This is a genomic window from Heliomicrobium sulfidophilum (assembly GCF_057715735.1).
The window spans coordinates 1-20,272 of sequence record NZ_JBVTZZ010000003.1; the positions used below are offsets into that span (position 1 = coordinate 1).

The 20,272-nt window shown below is 58.3% G+C and carries 28 protein-coding genes; all 28 read right to left on the minus strand.

The annotated features are described in order from the left end of the window. Nucleotides 1-132: 132 nt before the first annotated feature. On the minus strand, nt 133-507 hold the full coding sequence (locus AC0CW1_RS01105; protein WP_488181302.1) for a hypothetical protein: 375 nt from the start codon (nt 505-507) through the stop codon (nt 133-135). Between the two features lie 17 nt (nt 508-524). Then, nucleotides 525-1,316, minus strand: a complete 792-nt coding sequence (locus tag AC0CW1_RS01110) for an N-acetylmuramoyl-L-alanine amidase (protein WP_181454579.1) — start codon at nt 1,314-1,316, stop codon at nt 525-527. Continuing rightward, a complete protein-coding gene (locus tag AC0CW1_RS01115; RefSeq protein WP_111154050.1) occupies nt 1,313-2,401 on the minus strand; it encodes a reverse transcriptase domain-containing protein in 1,089 nt (362 codons plus the stop codon). The genes AC0CW1_RS01110 and AC0CW1_RS01115 overlap by 4 nt, the downstream gene beginning before the upstream one ends. A 293-nt stretch (nt 2,402-2,694) precedes the next feature. After that, nucleotides 2,695-3,033, minus strand: a complete 339-nt coding sequence (gene avd / locus AC0CW1_RS01120) for a diversity-generating retroelement protein Avd (protein ID WP_111154049.1) — start codon at nt 3,031-3,033, stop codon at nt 2,695-2,697. A 69-nt stretch (nt 3,034-3,102) separates the two neighbouring features. Then, nucleotides 3,103-4,584, minus strand: a complete 1,482-nt coding sequence (locus AC0CW1_RS01125) for a hypothetical protein (RefSeq protein WP_488181303.1) — start codon at nt 4,582-4,584, stop codon at nt 3,103-3,105. A gap of 17 nt (nt 4,585-4,601) precedes the next feature. Continuing rightward, nucleotides 4,602-4,958, minus strand: coding sequence for a hypothetical protein (locus AC0CW1_RS01130; protein WP_111154047.1), 357 nt, complete (start codon nt 4,956-4,958; stop codon nt 4,602-4,604). A 14-nt stretch (nt 4,959-4,972) separates the two neighbouring features. Continuing rightward, nucleotides 4,973-5,401, minus strand: a complete 429-nt coding sequence (locus AC0CW1_RS01135) for a hypothetical protein (protein WP_111154046.1) — start codon at nt 5,399-5,401, stop codon at nt 4,973-4,975. Nucleotides 5,402-5,415: 14 nt separating this feature from the next. Next, nucleotides 5,416-5,802 (minus strand): phage tail-collar fiber domain-containing protein, encoded by a 387-nt coding sequence (locus AC0CW1_RS01140; RefSeq protein WP_488181304.1) that lies wholly within the window; start codon nt 5,800-5,802, stop codon nt 5,416-5,418. After that, nucleotides 5,803-7,182 carry a hypothetical protein gene (locus AC0CW1_RS01145; protein WP_488181305.1) on the minus strand — a complete coding sequence of 460 codons (1,380 nt, stop codon included), beginning with the start codon at nt 7,180-7,182 and terminating at the stop codon, nt 5,803-5,805. It lies immediately after the preceding gene. Continuing rightward, the gene (locus AC0CW1_RS01150; RefSeq protein ID WP_488181306.1) at nt 7,179-8,327 is read right to left on the minus strand and encodes a baseplate J/gp47 family protein; all 1,149 of its coding nucleotides are present in this window, start codon (nt 8,325-8,327) and stop codon (nt 7,179-7,181) included. The genes AC0CW1_RS01145 and AC0CW1_RS01150 overlap by 4 nt, the downstream gene beginning before the upstream one ends. Before the next feature lie 2 nt (nt 8,328-8,329). Next, complete coding sequence (locus AC0CW1_RS01155) at nt 8,330-8,749, minus strand: contractile injection system sheath initiator (protein ID WP_111154042.1); 420 nt, start codon at nt 8,747-8,749, stop codon at nt 8,330-8,332. Continuing rightward, nucleotides 8,742-9,041 carry a hypothetical protein gene (locus tag AC0CW1_RS01160; RefSeq protein WP_111154041.1) on the minus strand — a complete coding sequence of 100 codons (300 nt, stop codon included), beginning with the start codon at nt 9,039-9,041 and terminating at the stop codon, nt 8,742-8,744. The genes AC0CW1_RS01155 and AC0CW1_RS01160 overlap by 8 nt, the downstream gene beginning before the upstream one ends. A 6-nt stretch (nt 9,042-9,047) precedes the next feature. Beyond that, nucleotides 9,048-9,779, minus strand: coding sequence for a hypothetical protein (locus tag AC0CW1_RS01165; RefSeq protein WP_127488475.1), 732 nt, complete (start codon nt 9,777-9,779; stop codon nt 9,048-9,050). 4 nt (nt 9,780-9,783) lie between these two features. Next, nucleotides 9,784-10,440 (minus strand): LysM peptidoglycan-binding domain-containing protein, encoded by a 657-nt coding sequence (locus AC0CW1_RS01170; protein ID WP_488181307.1) that lies wholly within the window; start codon nt 10,438-10,440, stop codon nt 9,784-9,786. Nucleotides 10,441-10,444: 4 nt separating this feature from the next. Beyond that, nucleotides 10,445-13,288 carry a hypothetical protein gene (locus tag AC0CW1_RS01175; RefSeq protein ID WP_488181308.1) on the minus strand — a complete coding sequence of 948 codons (2,844 nt, stop codon included), beginning with the start codon at nt 13,286-13,288 and terminating at the stop codon, nt 10,445-10,447. A gap of 24 nt (nt 13,289-13,312) precedes the next feature. Next, on the minus strand, nt 13,313-13,519 hold the full coding sequence (locus tag AC0CW1_RS01180; RefSeq protein WP_488181309.1) for a hypothetical protein: 207 nt from the start codon (nt 13,517-13,519) through the stop codon (nt 13,313-13,315). Between the two features lie 5 nt (nt 13,520-13,524). Further along, nucleotides 13,525-13,869, minus strand: a complete 345-nt coding sequence (locus AC0CW1_RS01185) for a DUF6848 family protein (RefSeq protein ID WP_111154037.1) — start codon at nt 13,867-13,869, stop codon at nt 13,525-13,527. Nucleotides 13,870-13,883: 14 nt separating this feature from the next. Then, nucleotides 13,884-14,090: an Acb2/Tad1 domain-containing protein gene (locus tag AC0CW1_RS01190; RefSeq protein ID WP_146809163.1), complete on the minus strand. Its 207-nt coding sequence runs from the start codon at nt 14,088-14,090 to the stop codon at nt 13,884-13,886. A 12-nt stretch (nt 14,091-14,102) separates the two neighbouring features. After that, on the minus strand, nt 14,103-14,534 hold the full coding sequence (locus AC0CW1_RS01195) for a hypothetical protein (protein WP_146809162.1): 432 nt from the start codon (nt 14,532-14,534) through the stop codon (nt 14,103-14,105). A 13-nt stretch (nt 14,535-14,547) separates the two neighbouring features. Then, the gene (locus tag AC0CW1_RS01200) at nt 14,548-15,954 is read right to left on the minus strand and encodes a DUF2586 domain-containing protein (protein ID WP_146809161.1); all 1,407 of its coding nucleotides are present in this window, start codon (nt 15,952-15,954) and stop codon (nt 14,548-14,550) included. 5 nt (nt 15,955-15,959) lie between these two features. Beyond that, a complete protein-coding gene (locus AC0CW1_RS01205) occupies nt 15,960-16,181 on the minus strand; it encodes a hypothetical protein (protein WP_488181310.1) in 222 nt (73 codons plus the stop codon). Further along, nucleotides 16,178-16,669 carry a hypothetical protein gene (locus AC0CW1_RS01210; RefSeq protein ID WP_111154032.1) on the minus strand — a complete coding sequence of 164 codons (492 nt, stop codon included), beginning with the start codon at nt 16,667-16,669 and terminating at the stop codon, nt 16,178-16,180. Before AC0CW1_RS01210 ends, AC0CW1_RS01205 begins: the two co-directional genes overlap by 4 nt. Continuing rightward, nucleotides 16,666-17,205 (minus strand): phage virion morphogenesis protein, encoded by a 540-nt coding sequence (locus AC0CW1_RS01215; RefSeq protein WP_488181311.1) that lies wholly within the window; start codon nt 17,203-17,205, stop codon nt 16,666-16,668. The genes AC0CW1_RS01210 and AC0CW1_RS01215 overlap by 4 nt, the downstream gene beginning before the upstream one ends. Further along, complete coding sequence (locus AC0CW1_RS01220) at nt 17,205-17,633, minus strand: DUF1320 domain-containing protein (protein ID WP_111154030.1); 429 nt, start codon at nt 17,631-17,633, stop codon at nt 17,205-17,207. Before AC0CW1_RS01220 ends, AC0CW1_RS01215 begins: the two co-directional genes overlap by 1 nt. Before the next feature lie 133 nt (nt 17,634-17,766). After that, nucleotides 17,767-17,991, minus strand: a complete 225-nt coding sequence (locus AC0CW1_RS01225; RefSeq protein WP_146809160.1) for a DUF7210 family protein — start codon at nt 17,989-17,991, stop codon at nt 17,767-17,769. A 13-nt stretch (nt 17,992-18,004) separates the two neighbouring features. Continuing rightward, nucleotides 18,005-18,919, minus strand: coding sequence for a major capsid protein (locus AC0CW1_RS01230; RefSeq protein WP_111154028.1), 915 nt, complete (start codon nt 18,917-18,919; stop codon nt 18,005-18,007). Nucleotides 18,920-18,940: 21 nt separating this feature from the next. After that, the gene (locus tag AC0CW1_RS01235) at nt 18,941-19,294 is read right to left on the minus strand and encodes a capsid cement protein (protein WP_111154027.1); all 354 of its coding nucleotides are present in this window, start codon (nt 19,292-19,294) and stop codon (nt 18,941-18,943) included. 15 nt (nt 19,295-19,309) lie between these two features. Then, a complete protein-coding gene (locus tag AC0CW1_RS01240; RefSeq protein ID WP_111154026.1) occupies nt 19,310-20,257 on the minus strand; it encodes an ATP synthase subunit B family protein in 948 nt (315 codons plus the stop codon). Nucleotides 20,258-20,272: the final 15 nt, after the last annotated feature.

Genomic DNA, 20,272 nt, shown 5'->3' on the forward strand with positions numbered 1-20,272 from the left:
GTAGCGTCGCACCGAATTTGCGAAAAAATCTCACGTTATTTGCGAAAAGTGGTTTGGGGAGTTGTTACAGAAACAGGTCGGCGGAGCGGGTAGCGTACCACTCCATCGACCTGTTTTTTTGTTCGCGTTCCGTTACTGGTCGGCGGTCACTTGCTTTACCTTCAGGGTGCCGTTTGCCTCGACGCTTGTGACTTCATACCAACCGTCGAGGCCGGGTATTTGTATCTGCTCGCCGATAAGGTCTTCAGTCCCTGCTGGCGGCTTCTGAAGGGCTTGCAGGACGTTCTTCGATCCACTATGAAACCCGATCGCTGTCGCGGCCAGGAGCACGCCTGCGACCGCTCCTTCAGGTGTCGTTCCGATGAAGATCAAACCGAGCACGATGCCGAGGACGAGCGCTACAAGCGGCAGGAAACGCTTCTGCACCCCAGCCTGGCCGACGATCCACAAGATGAAGATCATGGCCGGGATCAGGGTCGTGTCATAAATTCCGATGTCGATATTCATGGATGATTCCCTCCTCATTATTGTGAGATTTTTTGTTCCAGATACGCGATCGCGCGGTCCACGATAACAGCCGCATCCTCGCGAGTGATCGGCTTGCCGAATCCGAAAAGACCGTTTCCGATTCCGTTCATGATGCCTTTTTCGGCCAAGCGTTCCGTCGCTCCCTTTGCATAATGTCCATCAGGTACATCCTTGAACTTCCCGCCATATGTCGGCTCTGAAGCGGGGGCTTGCTGCTTCAGCGTGAGGCCATAAACTTCAGCGATTCCGGCCACGATCGCCTTTGCGCACTTGCGCCGATATGCGTCACTCTTCAAGAGTTCCGCCTCTTGGCGATTGGTCATGAAGCCACACTCCACAAGGATCGCGGTCATGTTGGATTCGCGAACCATATGCAGGTTGTCCGCTTTGACTCCACGATTCTTTCTTCCCGTCTCCATCAGAAGGTTTTGCTGGACTGCATCCGCCAATTTGACAGCCTCTGCTGGCCGTGTCGTGTAGACGTATGTCTCGATGCCCTGCGCGTCGTTCCAGTCGCTTCCGTAGGCGTTTGCGTGGATGGAGACAAGCACGTCGGCCTTCCACGCATTAGCCCGGTCGGTGCGCTCTTTAAGCGGCACGTCGCGGCTGCCGTCATCCGCATGGGTGAATATCGTTTCCACTCCGACGTACTCACTCAGCCCATCGCGAACATATCGGGCGACAACGCTGTTGAAATGAAACTCCCTCATCGAATCATCAGGACAGCGTTTCCCCGGAGTTTCCAACCCGTGGCCTGCGTCGATAGCGACCTTCAGTTTCGTTGTCATTTTCCGTTCACTCCTCGCTCTTCGATTTGCCCAGTTCCCTGTGTCTTTGCATGTTGTTCGCTCTTTACGAGCGGATGCGCGGCGAATAATTGCTTGCGCAGGTTATACGAGTTCGCATGCTTGACGTGTCCGATCCAGCTCTGCACCGTTCGATCGATTTCTTCCAGGCTGATCGTTCCCTCGGCATAGCCTCGTTGAAACTTCCTCATTTTCCGTTTCATGCGAATAATGCTACTCTTTCGTACCAGCCGGTGCGTCTTCCAGGTTCGATACCCCAGAAAGTTGACGCCTTGCGATGCCGGGAAAACCGCCGTCTTTGGGTTCAGGCGCAGGCGCAAACGCCTGTTTAGGAATTGCTCGATGTCATAATGAATCCGGTGCAGTTCCTGCTTGTCGTGATGAAGAATCACGAAGTCATCCATATATCGGATGTAATAGCGAACGCGGAGCGTCTCTTTCACATAGTGATCGAGCTGGCTTAAATAGACGTTCGCGAAAAGTTGGCTGGTAAGGTTGCCGACCGGAATGCCGACGCCGTTCTCCTCATCACCCCGGACGATGTGCTGAAGCAGCTGCATCGTATCCCTGCACTTCAATTTTCGCCATAAGAGGCGGATCAAGATGCCGTGATCAATCGACGGGAAATACTTCGATATATCGGCCTTCAGCACATACACGCGCCCGTTCCATTTCCGATCCGTTTCCCGAAGCCAGGACACCAGCCGATCGGAACCGGCATGAATGCCTTTTCCCACTCGGCAGGCGTAGCTGTCATAGATGAACGTCGGCTCGAAAATCGGCTCGATAATATTGTTCACAGCATGCTGCACAACGCGATCCCGGAACGGCAAGGCTTTGATGTTCCGCATTTTCGGCTCATACACGACAAACTCCCGATATGGGCTCGTGCGGTACGTCTTCCAGATCAGCTCATTCTGAAGGATAATCAAGTTCTCCTCCAGATTGCTGCTGAACTGCAAAACCTCGTGCCGGAAACGCTTGTTCTTTCGAGCTTTCAGGTAGGCGTTGTGCAAGTTCTCAAAGTCGTATATCTGCGGGTACAACCCGCCGAATCGTCGCGGCATCTCGTCTCCTCCCTTGTCCTTCCTGGACGTTCGCTCCTACTTGCCCCGGTCGGACGGTTCATATATTTGCCTGACTTCGCGCCAGGACGGGACCAGAATCCCAAGTCAAGCGCACAGCCTGAGACGGTTCCCACCGCAGGATCGGGCGCATTGATGACTTGCAGGCGCGGAAGCCGATGTTCGAGTTCGTGTTCGACGGCAGATTGTTGAGGTTGAGCGCGAAAGCCCCGGCATTCGAGCCATTGTCCCAATTGCCACCGCGTAGAGCTGCCTAGATTCTGGCCCCAAGGTTTTCATCTGCTGAACTTTCTTAACCAGCCGCCGAGCAAGCGTCCGACTTCCGCGATCTGCTTGCCCAGGTGCTCGTATTTCTTGATGTCAATGAACCCTAAGTCTTTCGCCAGACGGATCAGGAATTTCAGCTTCTCTAAATCCGTGTCGATCTGATAGAGGATCGGCGCTTTGTTCTTCTGACGGTTGGCCTGGATGATGCTTTTCTGAATGTCCAGCATCGTGTTTTGAATCTGTTGCCCCAGCGTGAACCGCTGCTGCTTCGGGAAGCGGTTCACGATCGGGTACGCATACAAGATCAGGTCGTACATCTTTTGGTATATGACCAATTCGTGTGTCACGCTGCGTTTTCTCCTCTAGCTTCTTTTTGCGCCCATACTTCAGATAACAGATTTTCAGAAAATCAGATTTCAGATTGACTTGCAGGCGCGGAAGCCGAAGGCCGAGGCCGCGTCCGACGGCAGAACGCTGAGGTGGAGCGCGAAAGCCCCGGCACCCGAGCCATCGCCCCAAGCGCCACCGCGAAGAGCTGCCCGCTGTTTGTAAGCCCGCCACCAGTAGCCGTGCATGTTCTTGTATCCGCTGTTTCCGCCCGAGCTAACCGAAGCAGGGAGGGCGAGATACTTCAATTCAGGATCAATCGACAGAGCATTCAGCTTCGCCTGCCCATACTGTCCATAGTCACCGGTCGCCGTGACGTTATAGTTGAAGTTCAAGTCAACAGTCGCGAAGCCTTTCCCGGCATTTGCCGCAGCTGCTGTCGTGCCGTTCGCTCCGCGCGTGCAGCCCGTCAATTCCGTTGCTGTTTTGCCGGTGTAGGTGATCTGTTCGTTGTCGATCTGGATCGTACCGGAATTTGGCAGTTCAGGCCCGACATAATTGTCGTGATACTTGTACGGAATCGTCGTTTGCGCTGCCGTGATGTTCGCGGTCAACTTGGCCGCCGCACCACCCGGAGGCGCGATACGGTAACGGAGTTTGAGCGTCACAACGGCATTATTGGCTGCTGACGCTGCCGTCGTTCCGTTGTATCCGCGCGTGCAGCCGATCAAAGCACCGGTGCCGTCGCCGTTGTCCAGGAACGATGTATATTTGATGTCCTCGGTGCCGATCGTGACAACCCCGGAAGCGGGCCATGCCGGGTATTCGATATTCTTCAGCGCGATCGTGCTGTCGGCTGCGGTGATGCCGTCGGCGTCATTGATTTTCGCGGTCTTCGCATGTGCATATACGCCGTCTTCGATCAGCAAGTCCACCCATTCCCAGACATTACCGACAATATCGAAAACGCCGTTTGCCTGGCCGTTGTGGCTCCACGTCGAAGGACCGGTACCGGTAAGCACCCGCGTCATGATTTGACCAGTTGGCGGAGTCGGAGCGAGCGGGTCTTTGATGCCGAAGTTTTCCCAAGAGTTCGCGTCGCGGTGATCGCGGCCATAGTTCGTATTGCCCTTCAGGTCCGGGTTCAGCAGCCAGGACAGATAAGCGATCGCGGCCCATTCTTTGGGCGTCATCAAATGACATTGACCGCCGTCCACGAATCGATTTTCGCAAGCGATTTTCGCATTGTTCCAGTCGATGTCCGTCCAAGGAACGACGCCAGCTTGCGAAACAGCAATCGCTGTCCCCGGCGAATTTGGAGTGCCGGTCCCCCTTGTTGTCGATGTGGCGTTCGGGTGACTGCATTGGTATTTATCCACCCAAAAGCCTCCCAATTCCAATCCATTAAGTTCCGGTTGCGGCAAACCCGCAGTCTTGAACTTCGGAATATATACCATCGTTGACACAACTTGTTTAGTAGGGGTTCCGGTCACGTCTCCATGAATAAAATGCCTTTCCCGCGTGCCTGCGAGAATCTGATCTCTCAATTGCGCCAAACTCAAACCGCTCATTCTGATTCCTCCTCAATTCATTCTGGAAATGCCCAAACGCTGACGACGACATCTTCCGCCACGTTCAGCGGCTGCTTTTGACTGACGACGATCGGCATATCGTTTTCGTCCCGGTCGTCCGTCTCCACCATGACGGTTTCGCGCATCGGCACATGCGCTTCGGCGAGCTGCCAGAAATGTCCTTGCGTGTCGTCCGTGCTCAAGCTGCCGTCCGCGTTGAGATAGAGGCGGAAGCAGCGGCCTTCCCATTCATTGAGACTGAACGCTCCGCCTTGGCATTGCACACCATCGCCGAATGCGAATGGCTCGACAACCAGCTTGTCGTCCTCTTCGGTGATCGTGGCCGGTCGCCCTTCATTGACCATCTGTAACATTGGCCGATTCCTCCTTAATTGCTGTAAATTTGATAATCGAACGCGCCCCGGAAGTCGCCGGAGTTGAAGATCGTCATCGTGTTGGCCGACTTGACGACCCACACTTCGCCGAGATAGCCGTCCGGGTTGGCCGTCGGCGTAATCGAGACGCGGAAGTTCGTCGTGCCGAGGTTGTGGGTGATTGTCGTGCCGGTTGTGCCTCCGAAGTTCGCCGAGCCGGACTGGAGCGCCAGGCGAATCGATTGAAGATTTGCCAACAGCGAAGCCTTGCCCTCGCGGGCTGCCTGCACTTCCGCGTTAATCGCATCGGCCAGCGTTTTGAGAAAAACCGTGTTGTTCAGCAGGACCTGGTGCACTTCGTTGTAAACCGTATAGACGACAGGCGTCTGCGCGTCGTACTCGGTCACGGTAGGGCTGAACGTGTTTTGACCATTGAGTGGCATCGGGTATTCCCTCCTTAAAAGTCTTCGTCCCAAGTGAAGGTAAATTCATCCTCGGGCTCTTTCTTCTTGGCTCCGAACGTCTTGATCGCGACGACCTTGCCGTTTTGATCAATAAGCGCCTGCTCGGTCAGCACCACGCCGTTCAGCGTCCCTTTCGGGATCACGACTTTGTATTGAACCGTTGTGTCGCTGATCAGCGTGGCCGAAGCGATCGGATACCGCGCGACCTCTTGTTCCAGGGCGGTCGCCGTTTCCGAAGGCTTTACCGGTGTCAGAACATCCCCCGGAGCGTGGCCGCCGGTGCCGAAAGCGATATGTGTGATCCTCGGCAGCGCGATCTGCCCGATCCGGGCTTTTGCCATGTCCTTCCTCGCTTGCAGCGTTGTGACCTGATAGCTCATTCAGATGGCCCTCCTTTCGATGACATAATCGTTTCGTCTCACAATTAGCGAGACTTTGCCGTGCCTTACGACCGAGAGCCGCATCTTTGCCGACCCGTCCATGCGCCAGCTGCCGCCCATCAGGCGACGACCGTCCATCGTTTCGGTATAGGCGAGATGCGTCGCGATCGGACGCATACGAGATGCGCCGTTCATGAGCAGAGCGCCGTTCATCAGCTGATCGTTGGACATCTTGTTCTGGCCGTCCATAAAGCGCAGATGCTGGCCGTTCATGAACAGGATGCCGTCGCCCATGCGCCCGGCTGCGCCGCCGCTCGTCGCGCTTGCAAACGCGCTGCGTACCTTGTGCGCGAGGCCGTCCGCCCGCATATCCGCCTTGGTGCCGTCCATATCCAGCCCGCCGTTCATGCGTGGTGCGTGATACGGTTCATTCATGTTCGATCGGAAAGCGGAGACTTGCTGCTGGTGCACCAGGTTGATTTCGCTGTCCGCGCTCGAACCGACCGCAGCCGAAGCTGAATGAAGGATGTGCGGCTGCGCCGACATCGTAAGCTGGCCGTTCATGCGGTGCTTCCGATCGTGCAGGACAAACACCTGGCGGTTGTTCTCGGCGGAAGTCGATATACTGTCCCAGCTCTTGGCGAAGGCGTTCCGCATATCGATCGAGCCGTCCATCACCCGACGGTCGTTCATCCGATACCCTTGGGGCCGGTTGAGCAGGTATGCAGGGGAGAAGACGAAACTTTCCCCCGAACTGCGCAGGGTGTAATCCGCCAAGGCGGCGAAAGAGAACACGAACGCATAGAGCTTCGATTCGATCGGCTTCGCCTTGTTGATCATATGGAGCAGCCGGTCCCGATCGCGCTGCAAGAGCGCCTCGTCGCTGGCGTTCAAATAAACGATGAACTGCGACCACTTGGACAAGTAATCGACGTTCGCGCCGTCTTCCTTTGCTGTCATCGTTTGAGTGCCGTCCATGAGCAGCCGTCCGTCGTGAAAATGGAACTTGTACTTCTCGCGGTACAGCGGATAAATTTCGGCTGCCGGGTATCCGAGCGACTCCAGGACGCGCTTCATGCCAGGCTGCGTTCCGCCTTCGCGGTACAGATCGTAAGCGGCCAGCAGGCGCTTGCGATAACTCTCATCGCTTTCTCCGGCCAGCCTCGGCATTTTGCGATCGATGCCATGCAGATCGAGTGCCCGGCCTTGCGAGGTCATGATGAACTTCAGTTCCCGCACGCGGAAGGCCGCCCGCTTGGCGTCGTCGAGCATGCCGCCGATGACGCCGGTGAGCTTCGTGATGTCCATATCCGCTTTTCGCGGCAGCTTCTTGAATATTCCGTGCGCCCAGGCAAACAGATCGTCGGCGAATTTGCTCATATCCGATCCGCCTCCTGAACGTCAATCTGTACCGTTCCCAGCACAGCCACCTGCCTCCGAGTGATCGTCACCGATCCGACCGGCTGAAGAACGTCCACCCGGACGACATTCGACGCATTGCGCAGATTGGAATAGAGCATCGAGCTGTCGAACGGATAGCGCGGATCGACGCGCAGAATGCCATCGTTCAGGTTGCTTGCCCCATAGCGGAACGTCTCTTGAATGCGGAGAGTTGCTTCTGCCTCGACCGCCTCGGGCGTGGTGTATTCTGGGTCGTAATACAGCACGACATGGACATCGATCTCAACCGGTTCAGCGGCAAATGCGCGAATATCGCCGATGATCGACCCCTTTTCGTCGATCAGCTGCTGCGCCTCCTGGACGATCGAATCCGACGGCACACCGGCGACGCTGGAGATGATGATGTCCGCCGTACCTTCACCCCTCGGATGGTCGTCCTCGATGTGCACGGCCACGACACCGTTGATCGATTCCACCAGCGAGCGGTAATAATCCCGGATACCGCCTGTGGACAATTGTTCCCAGCGGTTCAGTGTTCGCGCCCGCAAGTCTTCGTCCGTTTCTTCGTCCGTCCCTTCGCGTTCGAGCCAGTCGTCCCGGTTCTCGACGCTCACATAAGGGATGAACGTCAGCAGATTGCGGATCGTGCCGCTGGCGGTGTTGTATGCGGCCCCGGCGTTTTCGGCCTCGATCGGCCCTTCCGCCTCCGCGACGCCGACGGCCATCACGACGTTCTCTGTCAGGTAGTACCGCCGCTCGTTTCCTTCGAGATCAGGATCGGTCGAAAAGATTGACCCTGCCGGGATGGTGATGCGCTGGCTCGTATCGGTGCGCGTGAACGTGATTTTGCCGGTCGTCTTGGTGGCCTGCTTCCGGAAGACGCCATATTCCCGCGCCGCGACATCGAGCCATTTTCCGGTTGCCGAGTGCACGAACATTTGCTGGACGATGACCGGCAACAAGCCGTACAGGGCAGCGAGCGCCCGGAAGAACAGCGCCAGCAGCGTGTAGAACACGCCGCCCTTGCGCAACAAACGCGCCGGGAATTGCTGATCGCGAAGCTGCTGTTTCGCTTCCTCCAAGAGCTCGTCTTCGGTTTTGGCTTGAATCAAGTCTTCATCCACGTTCATTCACTCCTTACCACGCGAACGCCGTCCACGGTGATCTGCACCGTCAGTTCCGCCGATTCGATTCCGTCCGGCGTCTGAACGCTGAACGATACGCTAAATTCGATTTCCCGCAGCGTCCACGAATTTGCCCGAACGTCCACGCTGCCCGGAACGACGAAGGAGTGCCGTTGCACGATTTCCTCCACGTCCTGGATGAGCTCTTGCCTGGACAGTTCGGTGTTTTCCCGTTGCAGGTACATGATCAAGCGGGTGCCGTATGTCTCGTCGAACGGATACGATCCGAGGACCGTCTCCAGTTCGTGCTTCACATCCTGCAAATACGCCGCCTTTCCCGTCACCAGCTGCACGTCGCCGTCAGCTGATGCCTTGAAATTCCCCTCATCGTCCAGGTAGATGTCCGCCCATTCGTCAAGCATCGTTCAATACCTCGTCGATATAGGGCAGGGCAGGGTCGGCATAGTAAAAACCGACGCGAACCTTGCCTCCGACCTGGACGGTCGTCCCGATCGGCACCGGCACGTTCGGCAGCGGCGGAAAGGACGGGTGAGGGGAGCCGTCTGCCGCCAGCACCTGAAGATCGCAAGCGGTCGGCTTGACACCAATCACGACCGCCCGCATCATGTGCCGTGCCGGGCTTAAAAGTTCGGGAAACTCTTTTTCGATAATGATTTTGACCGCTTCTTTGAACGTGTCCAATTCGTCAGGCATGGATGATCACTCGCTTTCCAACTTGTAATAGATTTCAGAGCGCAGCTTGTCGTCCTGGATGAAGTGATGCACCGTCTCCACCAGCGCGATCCCGTTGGCCCGAGGATGCGAGATCGTGATGTACTGCGAGTGATCCAAGCCCGGAACGAACACCGTTCGGAACATCCCGATCTCGCCGTCGGCCAGCATTTCAAGGATGTTCTCTCCGTATTGGAACAAAAACATCTCTTTGGGTCTTGCGAGCGGCTGCCACACAAAAACGTCTCTCGCGTCGAAGTAGGGCGCGAAGTCGATGTTCCAGTACGGGTTGATGCGCTGCCTGATCATGTCGTGCACGTTCAAGTTCGCGACGACCTGATCCTTCGGGCTGAACGCCTGCGAAGCGATCGAATACGTCTCGATTCCGGCCAGTTTCAGCCCGAATCGGATCATGTCCTGCGGCGTCGCTTGCAAAAACGATTGCGTGACCTTCGTTTGCAAGAGCTTCGTCATGCTGTCCTTGGCGATGATCCTTTCCTGATCCGGGCGGCTGACGTTGCCGGTGAACACCCTCGCGGCGTTCGATTCGTCATATCCGAGGTCGATTTCGACGATGGCCCCTTGCGGCGTGTCGATCTCCACTTCGTCCTTGAAGAGGAAGGAGGCATACCCCGCCGGGTCTTTGCGCGACCGCCACACATCAAGCTCCTTCAGGCCGCTTGAGACGACCACGTTCCCGATACGAATTTGTTGGAACATGCCGTCACCTCACTTTCGGCGCGTCGGCGTCATCCACCGCTGCGGTCGAAGTTGCATGCCTTGTCGGGCTGCTGCTGGCCGCCGGGATCGTGAGCCGCTGGCCGATATAGATCAGGTTGACGTTGGCGATGTTGTTCGCCTTCGAGATCGCGTCGACCGTCGTGCCGAACTTCCGGGCAAGAGCCGACAGCGTGTCGCCTTTTTTGACGATGTACTGCTGGCCGTCTCCGGTGTTCGCGGCCACCTTCTGGACCGAGACGGTCGTCGATTCGGTCGCCTGGAACTCCAGGCTGACCGAGATAATGTCGTTCATGCTCGTATCCTGGCTGCGGAGGCGGATCAGCATGACCTGACCGATGCCTCGCGCCTTGGCGTGACTGGACACAAACTTGTACGTCTGCGGCTTTTTCTGGGACGGAGAAGCGCGGAACACCTTTTGAATCGTGGCGAGCTTTGCTTCCGCCGTCCCGTCGCCGTCGTTCAGCAGCTTCAGGTTGAGCCGGATCGTGGCCGGGTTGTAGCTGTAATTAACAACCTTTTTGCCGCCTTCGAGTTCCTCTTCGTCGGTACGAATGTCGCCCGTGATTTCCATGCCATCATAAACGCCAGGGAGGAGCGTGTCGCCGACTTTGATTTGTTCATCTTCCAATCGAATATCCATACGCTCACTCCCTGTACTGTTCGATAAATCGCTTCAGATCGTCGAAGAAACTGCGGCGTTCGCGTTCGCTGCCGCCGTGATAGTGCAGTTCGATCGTCGGCCCTCTTTGGCCGTTTTTCTCACGAATTGTCTCACGAACGGTCGTGCTTTCGCGGAACACTTCCTTCACGTCCACCCGGCTCGGACGCATCCCCGGCGACGGAGCCGCCGGGAACGGCGCATCATCCGGGTCGGGAACGCCCGGAAATGGCGGCGGCGGCGGAAAACCTTCGAGCGCTCCGCCTCCGCCTGGAAACGCGGGAACCGGAACCGGTTGGATACCGAATACGAGCGATCCAGCTGCCGCTTGCAGCCATTCAGCCCCCCGGCGGAAGCCCGAGATGATCAAGCTCGGCAGGTCGGCAAATTGAGCTTTTAGCGTTTGCGTAAAGTTCGCCGTGACATCCGGTTCCTGTATGTCGATCGGTACGGTTTCCGCCATGAAGCGGACGGGATAGGTGCGTTCGAGCTCCAATCCGTCCATCATCCGATACGCTGCGGCACGCAGCTGACCCGCGCCCTTGTCCACGCCTTCCGCGATCGTGCCCGGTATTTTCGAGCCCGAATACGTCAGATCGGAGAGGGGGCCTGTTTTCGCATCGGAGAACGGCAGCAGCTCGCGGACCTTGCCGAAGATGTTTTTCACCGCTTCGACCGGTGCCGTCGCCACCGACTTGATGCCGTCCACCAGCGTGTTGATAATCGCTTTGCCGCTTTCAAAGAGCCACGATCCGAAGCCACCGATGAAAGTCTTGATGCCTTCCCAGACGCCTTCGAGAATGCCCTTCACACCTTCCCAGGCTCCTTGCCAGTCGCCGGTGAAGATCGCCAGCGCCGTTTTGATGATGCCGGAGATGACCGCCCAGGCGATCTGAATGATGCTCTTGATCGTATTCCAGATGAACTGAACCGTCGCAGCGATGAAGTTGAATCCGTTGATGATGATGGACTTCAGGATTTCGAGCGCCGCCATGACGAACGGCCCGACCCAAGCCCAGACGAACTGAATATACTGGAACACCGCCGCGATGATCTGCTGCACATACGGCCAGATCGCCATCGCCCACGTCAGCACCGCATTGAACGCCTGGACGACGCTTGTCACCACGTTCGTGATGATCGGCACGACCGCCTGATAAATCGCCAGGAAGATTTCGCCGACGAAGGCGAGCACCGGCGGCAAATATGTCGTCACCGCCCGGTAAATCGCGGCCACCGCCGCAAGCACGACCGGGAACACCGTCTGAAACAGCCGACCGAGTGTGACGGCCAGCGGCTGCACCGCCGCCCAGATGTCGCGGAACGCCTTGACACCGGTTGCGAGCAGCTGCGTCAGGATTGGCCTTGCGACTTCCCATATCCGCGCCATCATGCCGCTTACGTCCCGGAAAATGTTCGTAACGACGGGCAGCACGTTCGTCTGGATGTAGGCGAAGGCTTCGACGATCGCGTCCCGGATGACCGGCCAGTACGTGAGAGCCTGCTGTCTGATCCACCCGAACGCTTGCATCGCCTGATCGGCGAACTGCCGTAAGGCGGCCACCGCCCGGCTGACCCAGGCTTGCGTACCGTCGGATTGCCAGAATGTTTTCAAGGCGTCGAACCAGCCGAGCAGAACCTTTTTCGTGCCCTCGATGCCGCCGTTCAGCTTGATCAGCCAGCCGATCAGAAGGCCGATGCCGAGGACGATCCAGCCGATCGGATTGGTCAGCATTGCCGCACTAAGCAGCCGCATGGCGACCGTTGCCACCAGCGTGTACGTTCGCATCACGCCGAGGGCGGTCGCGACCGCGCCGATCGCGATGGCGACACCCTGCACGAAAGGCCGGATGTCCTGCCAGTTATTCCGAAGAAAACCGAAGATCGGAGCGGCCACCTTCTGCACGACCTGAAAGCCGGTGCGGACGATTCCTGCGGCATAAGCCACTTCGTTCGCGACGATCGATCCGGCCCTGTGCACGTTGCTTATGAACCGGTCGATCGCGCCGCTGTCTTCCAGTCGATTCAGCATGTCCAGGAAAGAGCCGAGCCCTTCCTTCAGCTTGTCAAAGAGCGGAGCGCCAAGCCTTCGTCCCAGCGTTCCCATGAAGTCCTGGGCGTTCGAGATCATGCCTTTGAACGACTTGCTTTGCATCTCCATGCCGCCCTTGAACCTCTCTTCCATAAGAGCAAACAAGGCGTCATTAAAGGCTTGCTGGTCGGTGATCTGCCCCTTGTTGTTGATCGGGTTCATGCCCATCAGCTTCGCTTGTTCCTCAATCATGCCTTTGGTGATCCCGAACTCTTTCAGGCGCTCCAGCTCGCCGGTCTGCGCGTCGGCTACGGCCTCCACAGCCTGCATCAGGTCTTTACCCATGACGGACGCCATGTCGCCGACGATGCCAAGCGTCTTTTGCGCATTGATACCGTAGGCCGACATCCGCGTCGTCGCCTCGACGATCTGCGGAATTTCAAAGGGCGTTTTCGCGGCAAACTGTTGCGCCCACTCCAAGGTCTTGACGGCTTCTTCCTCGCTCTTCAGCACGACGGACAATGTGTTTTTGTACTGTTCCATGTCCGCATTCGCACCGACCAGCCAATCGAACCCCTTCCGGGCGGCGGCAAACCCACCGAGCGCGACGGCGATGCCGCTCAAAGTTGACCGAAGGCTAAACCCGGTCCGCTCAAACGATCGGGAGGCTCGTTCAAGCTCGCCCATGTCACCGCGCAGATTGTCAATTGCCCGACCGGCTTTCATCGCTTCCGGCGTTACTTTATCGACCATGTTCATGATGACGGACAGCTTGAACAGCGAGCTTAAACTTCCCATTGATGCGCCCCCTTTCGCGTGCCGTCATTGTTTCTTGCCGCTGCCGAAGACCATAGCGATCGCGGCGGCGTGAATCTTGATTTCCCGGTCCTCATACCATAACGCTTTTGCGTAGTATTCGGAGAAGTCTTCCAGCTCCAGATTGTCAGGCGCTTCCGGGAAGTATTTGCGGATCAGCAGGTGCCCGGCTTCGAGGAAGTTCTGATCGATTTCCTCAAAGCGGACGGACACCGCTTCTATAACTTTTTTAAGCTGGTGGCCGCGCTTGCCCCGACAAGCTCCATCAGGCGGCTGGCCGTGTTAAACGGCAGCCCCGGAAACTCGTCGGCTGCTTGGCGCAGCTCTTCTTCCTGCTCGGGCACGATGCAGGAGAACGTGAGATTTTTCATCGCCATGTCCGGCTTCGAGTTGAGTTCCTTCGTAAACCGGGAAATGTCGCTCGACTTCGGGCGAGTGAAGTAGAAGACGAACTCGGCCTCGTCACCGTTTTCGTATTCCAGACCTTCGATGCGGATTTCATACACGCGCCCGTATTTCTGCTTCAGCTCTTCGGTGTTGACCGCTGCTTTGGCTTTGCTCATGGAAAAGATTCCTCCTATTCATTTCGCGCGATAGAGGCGTTCGCCCACATGACCGCCTCTTCGAGCTTCGTGAGTGCGAGCGATTGCTCCCGCGACTTGGGTGTCGTTTCGTCGATCAGGACGGCCAGTTCTTTCGCCTTCTCGCGGATGGCCGTGTACTTCTCCGGCTGTCCCGGCTTCGGGCCGTGATACTTAAAGTTGTTTTCGATCTGCGGGTTCATCGGCTAGTCCTCCTAAATAGCGCGAACGCCGTCGCGGATGATTTGACCGGTCACAAGGATTTCGAGCTCGACTTCGAGCTTCGTGTCGCCCTGCGCCCCTTTGTGAGACGTTTTCGTGAACTTACAGCCCCGGATTTCGTCCGTCCGCGTGCGCTCGCCGTCGTTGGCATATGAAACGGTGATCGGGAAGAGCGGCAGCCGGTACAGCGGCTTTCCTTGACTGCGGGCGTAATCCAGCAGCTTGTTGAACTCGTCGCGCAGCAGGGTGATCTTCGCGCTGGCCGTGTAGTTGCCATTGCCGTAACCGATCGGAGCCGCGCCTTTGCCATACGCCAGCTCGGCGGACAGCTCGTCGTCGTAATCGATGCCGGAGACGGCGATCGCCACGCCGTAAGGCAGGCCGATGGTAATCGATTCCCAATCGTACACCTTGCCGTTAATCATGCGGCTTCCTCCTTTAGCTTAGATTCGGGTTTTGCAGCTTCAGCCGAACCGTGATCCACTTCATGATCGGGATCGGTACGACGGCCAGATCGACTTCCAGGCTGCGCGTCGAGAAAATGTCCTGCCCTTCCGGGATGGAAAGGGTAAAATCGCTGATCTCCGGCGCTGTCGCGGACATCATTTGACCGTTGAGCGGCGCGGCGAGATTGGCGATCAGGTTGTCCAGGCCGTCTTCGTCCGCTTCGCTCTGCACGAACCGGACGCTGGCCTGGCGGACGAGCCTTGCGGCTTTGTCCACGGTCCGGCGCACTTCGACGAACTCGAAGTCGGAACCGGCAGGTGCCATCATCCGGCCATTTGTGATATAAAAGCCGGGCAGCCCCTCGAACGTGCGGGCGGTGATGTATCCGGCCTCGTCAAGTGCCTGGATGTGGCTGTTGTCCATGCCTTCCATAAGCGCCGTGACGTTCGAGAGCGGGAAGCTCATCACCTTGCCCGGCGATTCGCTGACGCGGGCGCGGGCGAGAATCCCGGCGTACACTCCGGCGAGATTCGTCCAGCGGACGCTGCCGTCCAGCGCCGCCACCCGAACGAGCGGGGCGACAACGGACACACGGTCGCTGACGAAACTCTGGCGGGCCGTGAGCAGGTCTTGCACCCATTGGTCGATCGTTTCAGCCTCCGCCGGGCGCTTCGCTTCACAGATGAAGTGAATCGGCTTGTGGCTTTCTTCCAGCGTCTCCGCGTCCGATGCGCACATCGCCCACAAAGAGCTGTCGCTTTCGCCGACAACGTGGATGAACTCATAATCCAGCGAGTTGTTCTTGACCACGTTCATCGCGGCCAGAAAATCGGCGTTGCTCATTTGCGGCGCGGTCGTCTCGAACCGGTACTCGTCGCCCTCGACGAAGTTGTCGGTCGTCGGCGGCGTCGGCGACGTAAAGGTCAGCGTCAGTCCGGCCTCTTGCAAGTTGATCGTGCCGTTTGTCGGAATCGTCCGAACCGGCCCGAACGTGCTGCCGTCCAGCGAAAGCTGATATTGTGCTTCGTTGACCCCGCCCGACTTGGTGATTTTCACGATCACGTTGTATCGGTTGTTCGGCGTGCCGGTTACTTCCAGCACTCTGCCGCCGGTGCCGGTATGCGCCACATCGCCGATCGTGCCCGCGACGCTGGCCGCCGCCGGAACGACGATGATGTCGCGAGCGCCGAGCTGCATGGAATCCATCAGCGCACGGACGAGCTCGCCGGTGCCGAATGTGGATGTGATCTTGCTCGGGTCGGAAACCCGGTAAATCTGGTTCGGCGTGCCTTTCGTGCAAACGCCGATTTTGAGATGGACGCCGCCAGCCGCGTCGCTCGATGCGCCGAGGCCGCCGTCCTGGATGACGACTTTCGCGTCAGGAAGTCCTGTCGGCATCCCGTTCACCGTCCTTTCTTAGCGGGCCGCACCGGCTTCTTCAAGAAGCTCTCGCCGGCCTTTTCATACTCTTTTTGCGTGCATTCGTAGCCTTCCGCCCAGCCGTTGGCGGCGAGGAGTCCGACGAACAGCGTCTTGCTGGTGCCCAGGGCATCCCGCCACGCTTCGATCGGCTTTTGCTCCGCTGCCGGTTTCGGGTCGGAGGCCGGTTTCGTTTTTTCACTCATGGGCTTGTCTCCTCCACCGTAATGTTGTTGACCTGAACCTGCTCGATCTTGCCGAGCTCGCGGTCGGTGTAGATGCCCCATTCAAATTCAATGAACACCGTGGCCGCCGCGCGGTCCTTTTGGTCGGGAATCCATTCGATTTCCTTCGGCCTAAGCGGCGTATAGTTGCCCTGGCCGTCGTCGATCCCGTCCGGCAGCTCGGCAAGCAGCAGCCGAATCCAGTCATCGACTTTTTCCTCGTCGCGGTCGAAGATCGTGACCTCGATCGGCGTGATCCGCCGAAACCGCTTCGTTCGGAGATAGCGGCGACCGGCGTTCTCGAACTTAGCCGCCTTCCGATGATCGGGCTCCAGCTTCTCGCGGGCGGTCAGGATGATCGCCGAAGGGGAAGTCCGCACCCGGTCGAAGGCGTCCTCGTCCCGGAATGTCTGCTTGATGCCGCCGGTCCGCAAGATCGTTTCGATGAGATTTTTTGCCGTGTGAATCATTGGACACGCTCCCGAATGAACTCCTGGATGAGTTCCATAATGTCGGCTTCTTCGCTGCTGGAAACACCGAGGAAGGGACGGGCCGGAATTTCTACCTTTTTCCCGCGCCCGGCCTTGCCGCCGAGCTGCTGGATCGCCGCTTGCACGAGGTTCGTGCCGATCGCCGCGCCTTCGCTGGTCGCCTTCGTGGCGATCGAGCGCATCAGCCGTCCGGTATCCTTCAGCGGCTTGCCGTTTGCGACGATCCGCTCGCCTCGCTTCGATACCTTGCCACGTTTCGTCCGGTATCCGCTGGAACCGTCCTTTCGTCTGGTCCTGCGCCTAGCGCGGGCGATGAGCGTGGCGGGGGAGAGCGGTTCCCAGGGCTCGCCTTCCGGGGATCGCTCCGTCTCGAACCGTTCCTTTGAGCCTTCGGCGACAATCTGCGCGATTTGCGCGTTCAGCATCCGCAGCTCGCTTTTGGAAAGGTTGAGGTCGCGGAGCGTCTCAAATAGCCGGGACCAGTCGCCTTCGACGCGGACGCCTTCGGCGGCCATCAGTCGTACATCCTCCGAAAATCCTCGCCGTACACCTTGGGCCGGGCGTAGGCGCGAATGGCGCTTTCGTTCGCCGAGAGCTTGACCTCATCCGCCGCGATCTTCTCCAGCAGCTTGATCGCGTCCCGATACCGGCGCGTAAACACGTTGTCCTCATCGTTGTAGTGGCGGGTGAACAGGTTGTAGATCGCGATGTCCGCCGTCAGCTTGTTCACGATCTTCGGCACAGGGGAGAGGGGAACGGGATAGCGCATCGCGATGTACGTATTCACAACCGCCGTCGCCGCGTCGATCGCGCTGTTCGCGTTACCCTCATGAATGATTTCCTGACCGTTTTCATCGACCGCTGGGTTTTCCCGGTCGTTCGTCAGTTCGATCAGTTTGGACTTGTCGATCTGGCCGAGCAGATCGTCGATTGTGCAATACATTGCAGCGCTCACTCCCTTCAACCTTCCAGCACGTTCGGAAACCGCGTTATAACGCGTGATAACGCCCCTGTCCGGCTTGGTGAGTAGTTTTATACCCCCAAGCCGTCAGAACGGAAAATAGAGCGTCTGGAGACTATTCTTTCGGCGGGTCGCCCGCGCCTTGGTTTTTGCCGCCGGATTTCGTCTTTTCGACCGGCTTTTCCGCCGCTTTGACGATGCCGAGGGCGATCAGCCGGTCGGCTTCCTCTTCGGTCAGCTGAACCGTCTTTCCAGGTGCGAGCTTGTCGCCGTTGTGCCGCAGGCGGCGCAAGACGGTATATTCCGCCGTCGTTTGCTTTTCTTTGCTTTGTTCACTCATCGGTCAACCCTCCTTACACCGCGCCGGTGATGAGGAAGCCCGCGTCCTTGGCGGTGAGCTCCACACCGTACACGTCGGCAACGTGGATGATGTTCGACTTGACCGTCTCGTCGCGGTATTTCGACGTTTGCGGACGGCCCTTCTTGCGCATGGTGTAGCCGTAGCTCGGCACCCACAGGTCAGCGGAGTTCTCGGGCACATACGCCAGGACGAGGTTGTTGCCCCATACGTCCTTCATCGTGCCGTCGCGATCCGCGTACACCGCTTTGCCGACGACGACCTTCTTCACGTCGAAGATTTCGGCCAGGATGTCCGCCGTCGCGATGCCTTTCTGCGAATACTTGATCTTGTCGATGATCTGCGGGTGATTCTTCAGCACTTCGTACACCGAAGCGCCGATCTCCAGCACGTTCGGGTACAGGCCGATCTTGCTGCGGACGGTGGCGCGGGCGTCACCGATCACGTCGATCGGCTTGCTGGCCGGGTCGGTGAACACGTCCGTGCCCGAAAGGGCTTCGACATGATCGGCGGAATAATTCGCCGGGTTTTGCGCGGCGTCCGCCTGGTCTTTCTCCATCTTCAGCCGGATATTGTCGGTCAGCATCTTGGTGCGGCTCATTTCGAGCTTCAGCACTTCCGCTGCTTCCTCCAGCTCGCGGTCATCGATCGGCGCTTCGAGCGCTTCCTCCTCCAGGGAGTAGGGGACCGTTGTCGCGTCCATCTCGATGCGGTTCGTCTTGCTGCGAATCGCGCGGCGGGTGTTGTAAATGCGGAACGCCTCTGCGCCCCATTTCGGGATTTTGCCTTGCTCCTTATCCACCGGCACGACCGGGAACAGGTTTTCGCCGATGTATTCGGCGTTTTTGTAGCCGATGGCGACGTTCGTGAGGATCGGGTCCACGATCCTCGTTTTCTCTAATCCGGGCATGGTTTAGCCTCCTTTTGTTGGTTATGCCTTGGCCGCCGGTGCGCCGATCAGCACTTCGACCGGCTCGCCCAGCGCGGCGGCTTCCAGGGCGACGCCGTTGATGACATTGCCTGTCGCTGCCGGAACCGCGCGGCCTTCTGCGTCGCTGGTGACGGGATCTCCGGCGTTGATTGCGGCTCCGGCGATAACCGGGGCTGTGCCTCCGGTGACGACCGTCAGGGATGCACCGGCAGCCGCTGCGGCGGTCAGCGAGACGCCGATCGCGGCGGCTCCGGCACCGGCTTGCGCTCCGCCTGCCGTGACGAAGCGGTATTCGCCGACCGGCGCGGACGCGATGCGGGTGATCGTGTGACCGGGATTGTACTGCGTGTTCATGGCCGCTTGCCCTCCTTACGCCCGAGAAACGGCGATGACCGCTTCTTCGTAGCTCACTTTGTTTTTCTCCGCGAAGTCGCGGGCTTTCTTATCGAGCTCCAGCCGATCTTCATCGACCAGCTCGTTCGGGCCGACCGCAAAGTCGGCGGTCTTGCTGCCGCTCTCCCGGTTCTTCGCGAACTCGGTGAACAGCGCGTCCTTGTCGGGCAGATTGCTGACAAACGACTTGAAGAACTGATACGGCGATTGTTTTACCGCTTTGCCTTCCGCCGAGAACTCGACCGTCTCCTCGTCGGGCAGCTGCTGCATGAACTCGACCAGGCCGGTCCGCAGCGCCGGGGGGAGCTTTGTCTTGTGCTCGTCGATCAGGGCGTGGATGTCGCGCTCGCGCTCCAATTGCTTCCGGGACCGTTCGCGCTCGGCGGCGAACTCGGCCTCCATTTGCTTTTTGAGCTTCTCGCGCTCGGCGGCGAACTCTTTTTCGAGCTCGGCCCGCACTTCTTTTTTGATGTCGTCCATGTTGTCCGGCATCTTCTTGGCCTCCTTGTTTGTACCTGAAAAATCCAGGTCGATTTGTATGCCTTCACGGTCCTCCTGGGAGAACTCGATGGGCTTCAATCCTTCCACGGCAGGGGCGGCTGCGCCGAGGAATCCGACGTGCCGCAGCGTCCAGCCGTTGTCCGTCTTGCGCAGGCGGACGGACACTTTCTTGTAGCGCCCGGCGTTGACCGCCTCCGAAAATTCGGGCACCACCTGACGGAACGACGCCAGCAGCTTGTCGCCCTCGCGCTTTAAGGCGGACACCCAGCCGAAGGCCGGATCGTCCTGCTTCGGATGTCCGATGACGATCGGCGCCTCGAATTTGTTCGGGTCGTAGTTGTCCACGATCTGCTGAATGTCGTCTTCGGTGAACTCGCCTTGCGGCTCATACTTTCCGGCGCGGAACACTTCGTACCATTTCATCGCGTGTTTTCCTCC

What these genes read in the sequence shown, in the direction of transcription:
- AC0CW1_RS01125 (WP_488181303.1), bottom strand. Translation starts at nt 4,584, where the DNA reads ATGAGCGGTTTGAGTTTGGCGCAATTGAGAGATCAGATTCTCGCAGGC.
- AC0CW1_RS01175 (WP_488181308.1), bottom strand. Translation starts at nt 13,288, where the DNA reads ATGGGAAGTTTAAGCTCGCTGTTCAAGCTGTCCGTCATCATGAACATG.
- AC0CW1_RS01135 (WP_111154046.1), bottom strand. Translation starts at nt 5,401, where the DNA reads ATGCCACTCAATGGTCAAAACACGTTCAGCCCTACCGTGACCGAGTAC.
- AC0CW1_RS01145 (WP_488181305.1), bottom strand. Translation starts at nt 7,182, where the DNA reads ATGAGCAAATTCGCCGACGATCTGTTTGCCTGGGCGCACGGAATATTC.
- AC0CW1_RS01170 (WP_488181307.1), bottom strand. Translation starts at nt 10,440, where the DNA reads ATGGATATTCGATTGGAAGATGAACAAATCAAAGTCGGCGACACGCTC.
- AC0CW1_RS01195 (WP_146809162.1), bottom strand. Translation starts at nt 14,534, where the DNA reads ATGATTAACGGCAAGGTGTACGATTGGGAATCGATTACCATCGGCCTG.
- AC0CW1_RS01185 (WP_111154037.1), bottom strand. Translation starts at nt 13,869, where the DNA reads ATGAGCAAAGCCAAAGCAGCGGTCAACACCGAAGAGCTGAAGCAGAAA.
- AC0CW1_RS01165 (WP_127488475.1), bottom strand. Translation starts at nt 9,779, where the DNA reads ATGTTCCAACAAATTCGTATCGGGAACGTGGTCGTCTCAAGCGGCCTG.
- AC0CW1_RS01130 (WP_111154047.1), bottom strand. Translation starts at nt 4,958, where the DNA reads ATGTTACAGATGGTCAATGAAGGGCGACCGGCCACGATCACCGAAGAG.
- AC0CW1_RS01155 (WP_111154042.1), bottom strand. Translation starts at nt 8,749, where the DNA reads ATGCTTGACGAATGGGCGGACATCTACCTGGACGATGAGGGGAATTTC.
- AC0CW1_RS01225 (WP_146809160.1), bottom strand. Translation starts at nt 17,991, where the DNA reads ATGAGTGAACAAAGCAAAGAAAAGCAAACGACGGCGGAATATACCGTC.
- AC0CW1_RS01110 (WP_181454579.1), bottom strand. Translation starts at nt 1,316, where the DNA reads ATGACAACGAAACTGAAGGTCGCTATCGACGCAGGCCACGGGTTGGAA.
- AC0CW1_RS01240 (WP_111154026.1), bottom strand. Translation starts at nt 20,257, where the DNA reads ATGAAATGGTACGAAGTGTTCCGCGCCGGAAAGTATGAGCCGCAAGGC.
- AC0CW1_RS01200 (WP_146809161.1), bottom strand. Translation starts at nt 15,954, where the DNA reads ATGCCGACAGGACTTCCTGACGCGAAAGTCGTCATCCAGGACGGCGGC.
- AC0CW1_RS01160 (WP_111154041.1), bottom strand. Translation starts at nt 9,041, where the DNA reads ATGCCTGACGAATTGGACACGTTCAAAGAAGCGGTCAAAATCATTATC.
- AC0CW1_RS01230 (WP_111154028.1), bottom strand. Translation starts at nt 18,919, where the DNA reads ATGCCCGGATTAGAGAAAACGAGGATCGTGGACCCGATCCTCACGAAC.
- AC0CW1_RS01215 (WP_488181311.1), bottom strand. Translation starts at nt 17,205, where the DNA reads ATGGCCGCCGAAGGCGTCCGCGTCGAAGGCGACTGGTCCCGGCTATTT.
- AC0CW1_RS01190 (WP_146809163.1), bottom strand. Translation starts at nt 14,090, where the DNA reads ATGAACCCGCAGATCGAAAACAACTTTAAGTATCACGGCCCGAAGCCG.
- AC0CW1_RS01115 (WP_111154050.1), bottom strand. Translation starts at nt 2,401, where the DNA reads ATGCCGCGACGATTCGGCGGGTTGTACCCGCAGATATACGACTTTGAG.
- AC0CW1_RS01105 (WP_488181302.1), bottom strand. Translation starts at nt 507, where the DNA reads ATGAATATCGACATCGGAATTTATGACACGACCCTGATCCCGGCCATG.
- AC0CW1_RS01235 (WP_111154027.1), bottom strand. Translation starts at nt 19,294, where the DNA reads ATGAACACGCAGTACAATCCCGGTCACACGATCACCCGCATCGCGTCC.
- AC0CW1_RS01205 (WP_488181310.1), bottom strand. Translation starts at nt 16,181, where the DNA reads ATGAGTGAAAAAACGAAACCGGCCTCCGACCCGAAACCGGCAGCGGAG.
- AC0CW1_RS01220 (WP_111154030.1), bottom strand. Translation starts at nt 17,633, where the DNA reads ATGTATTGCACAATCGACGATCTGCTCGGCCAGATCGACAAGTCCAAA.
- AC0CW1_RS01140 (WP_488181304.1), bottom strand. Translation starts at nt 5,802, where the DNA reads ATGAGCTATCAGGTCACAACGCTGCAAGCGAGGAAGGACATGGCAAAA.
- AC0CW1_RS01210 (WP_111154032.1), bottom strand. Translation starts at nt 16,669, where the DNA reads ATGATTCACACGGCAAAAAATCTCATCGAAACGATCTTGCGGACCGGC.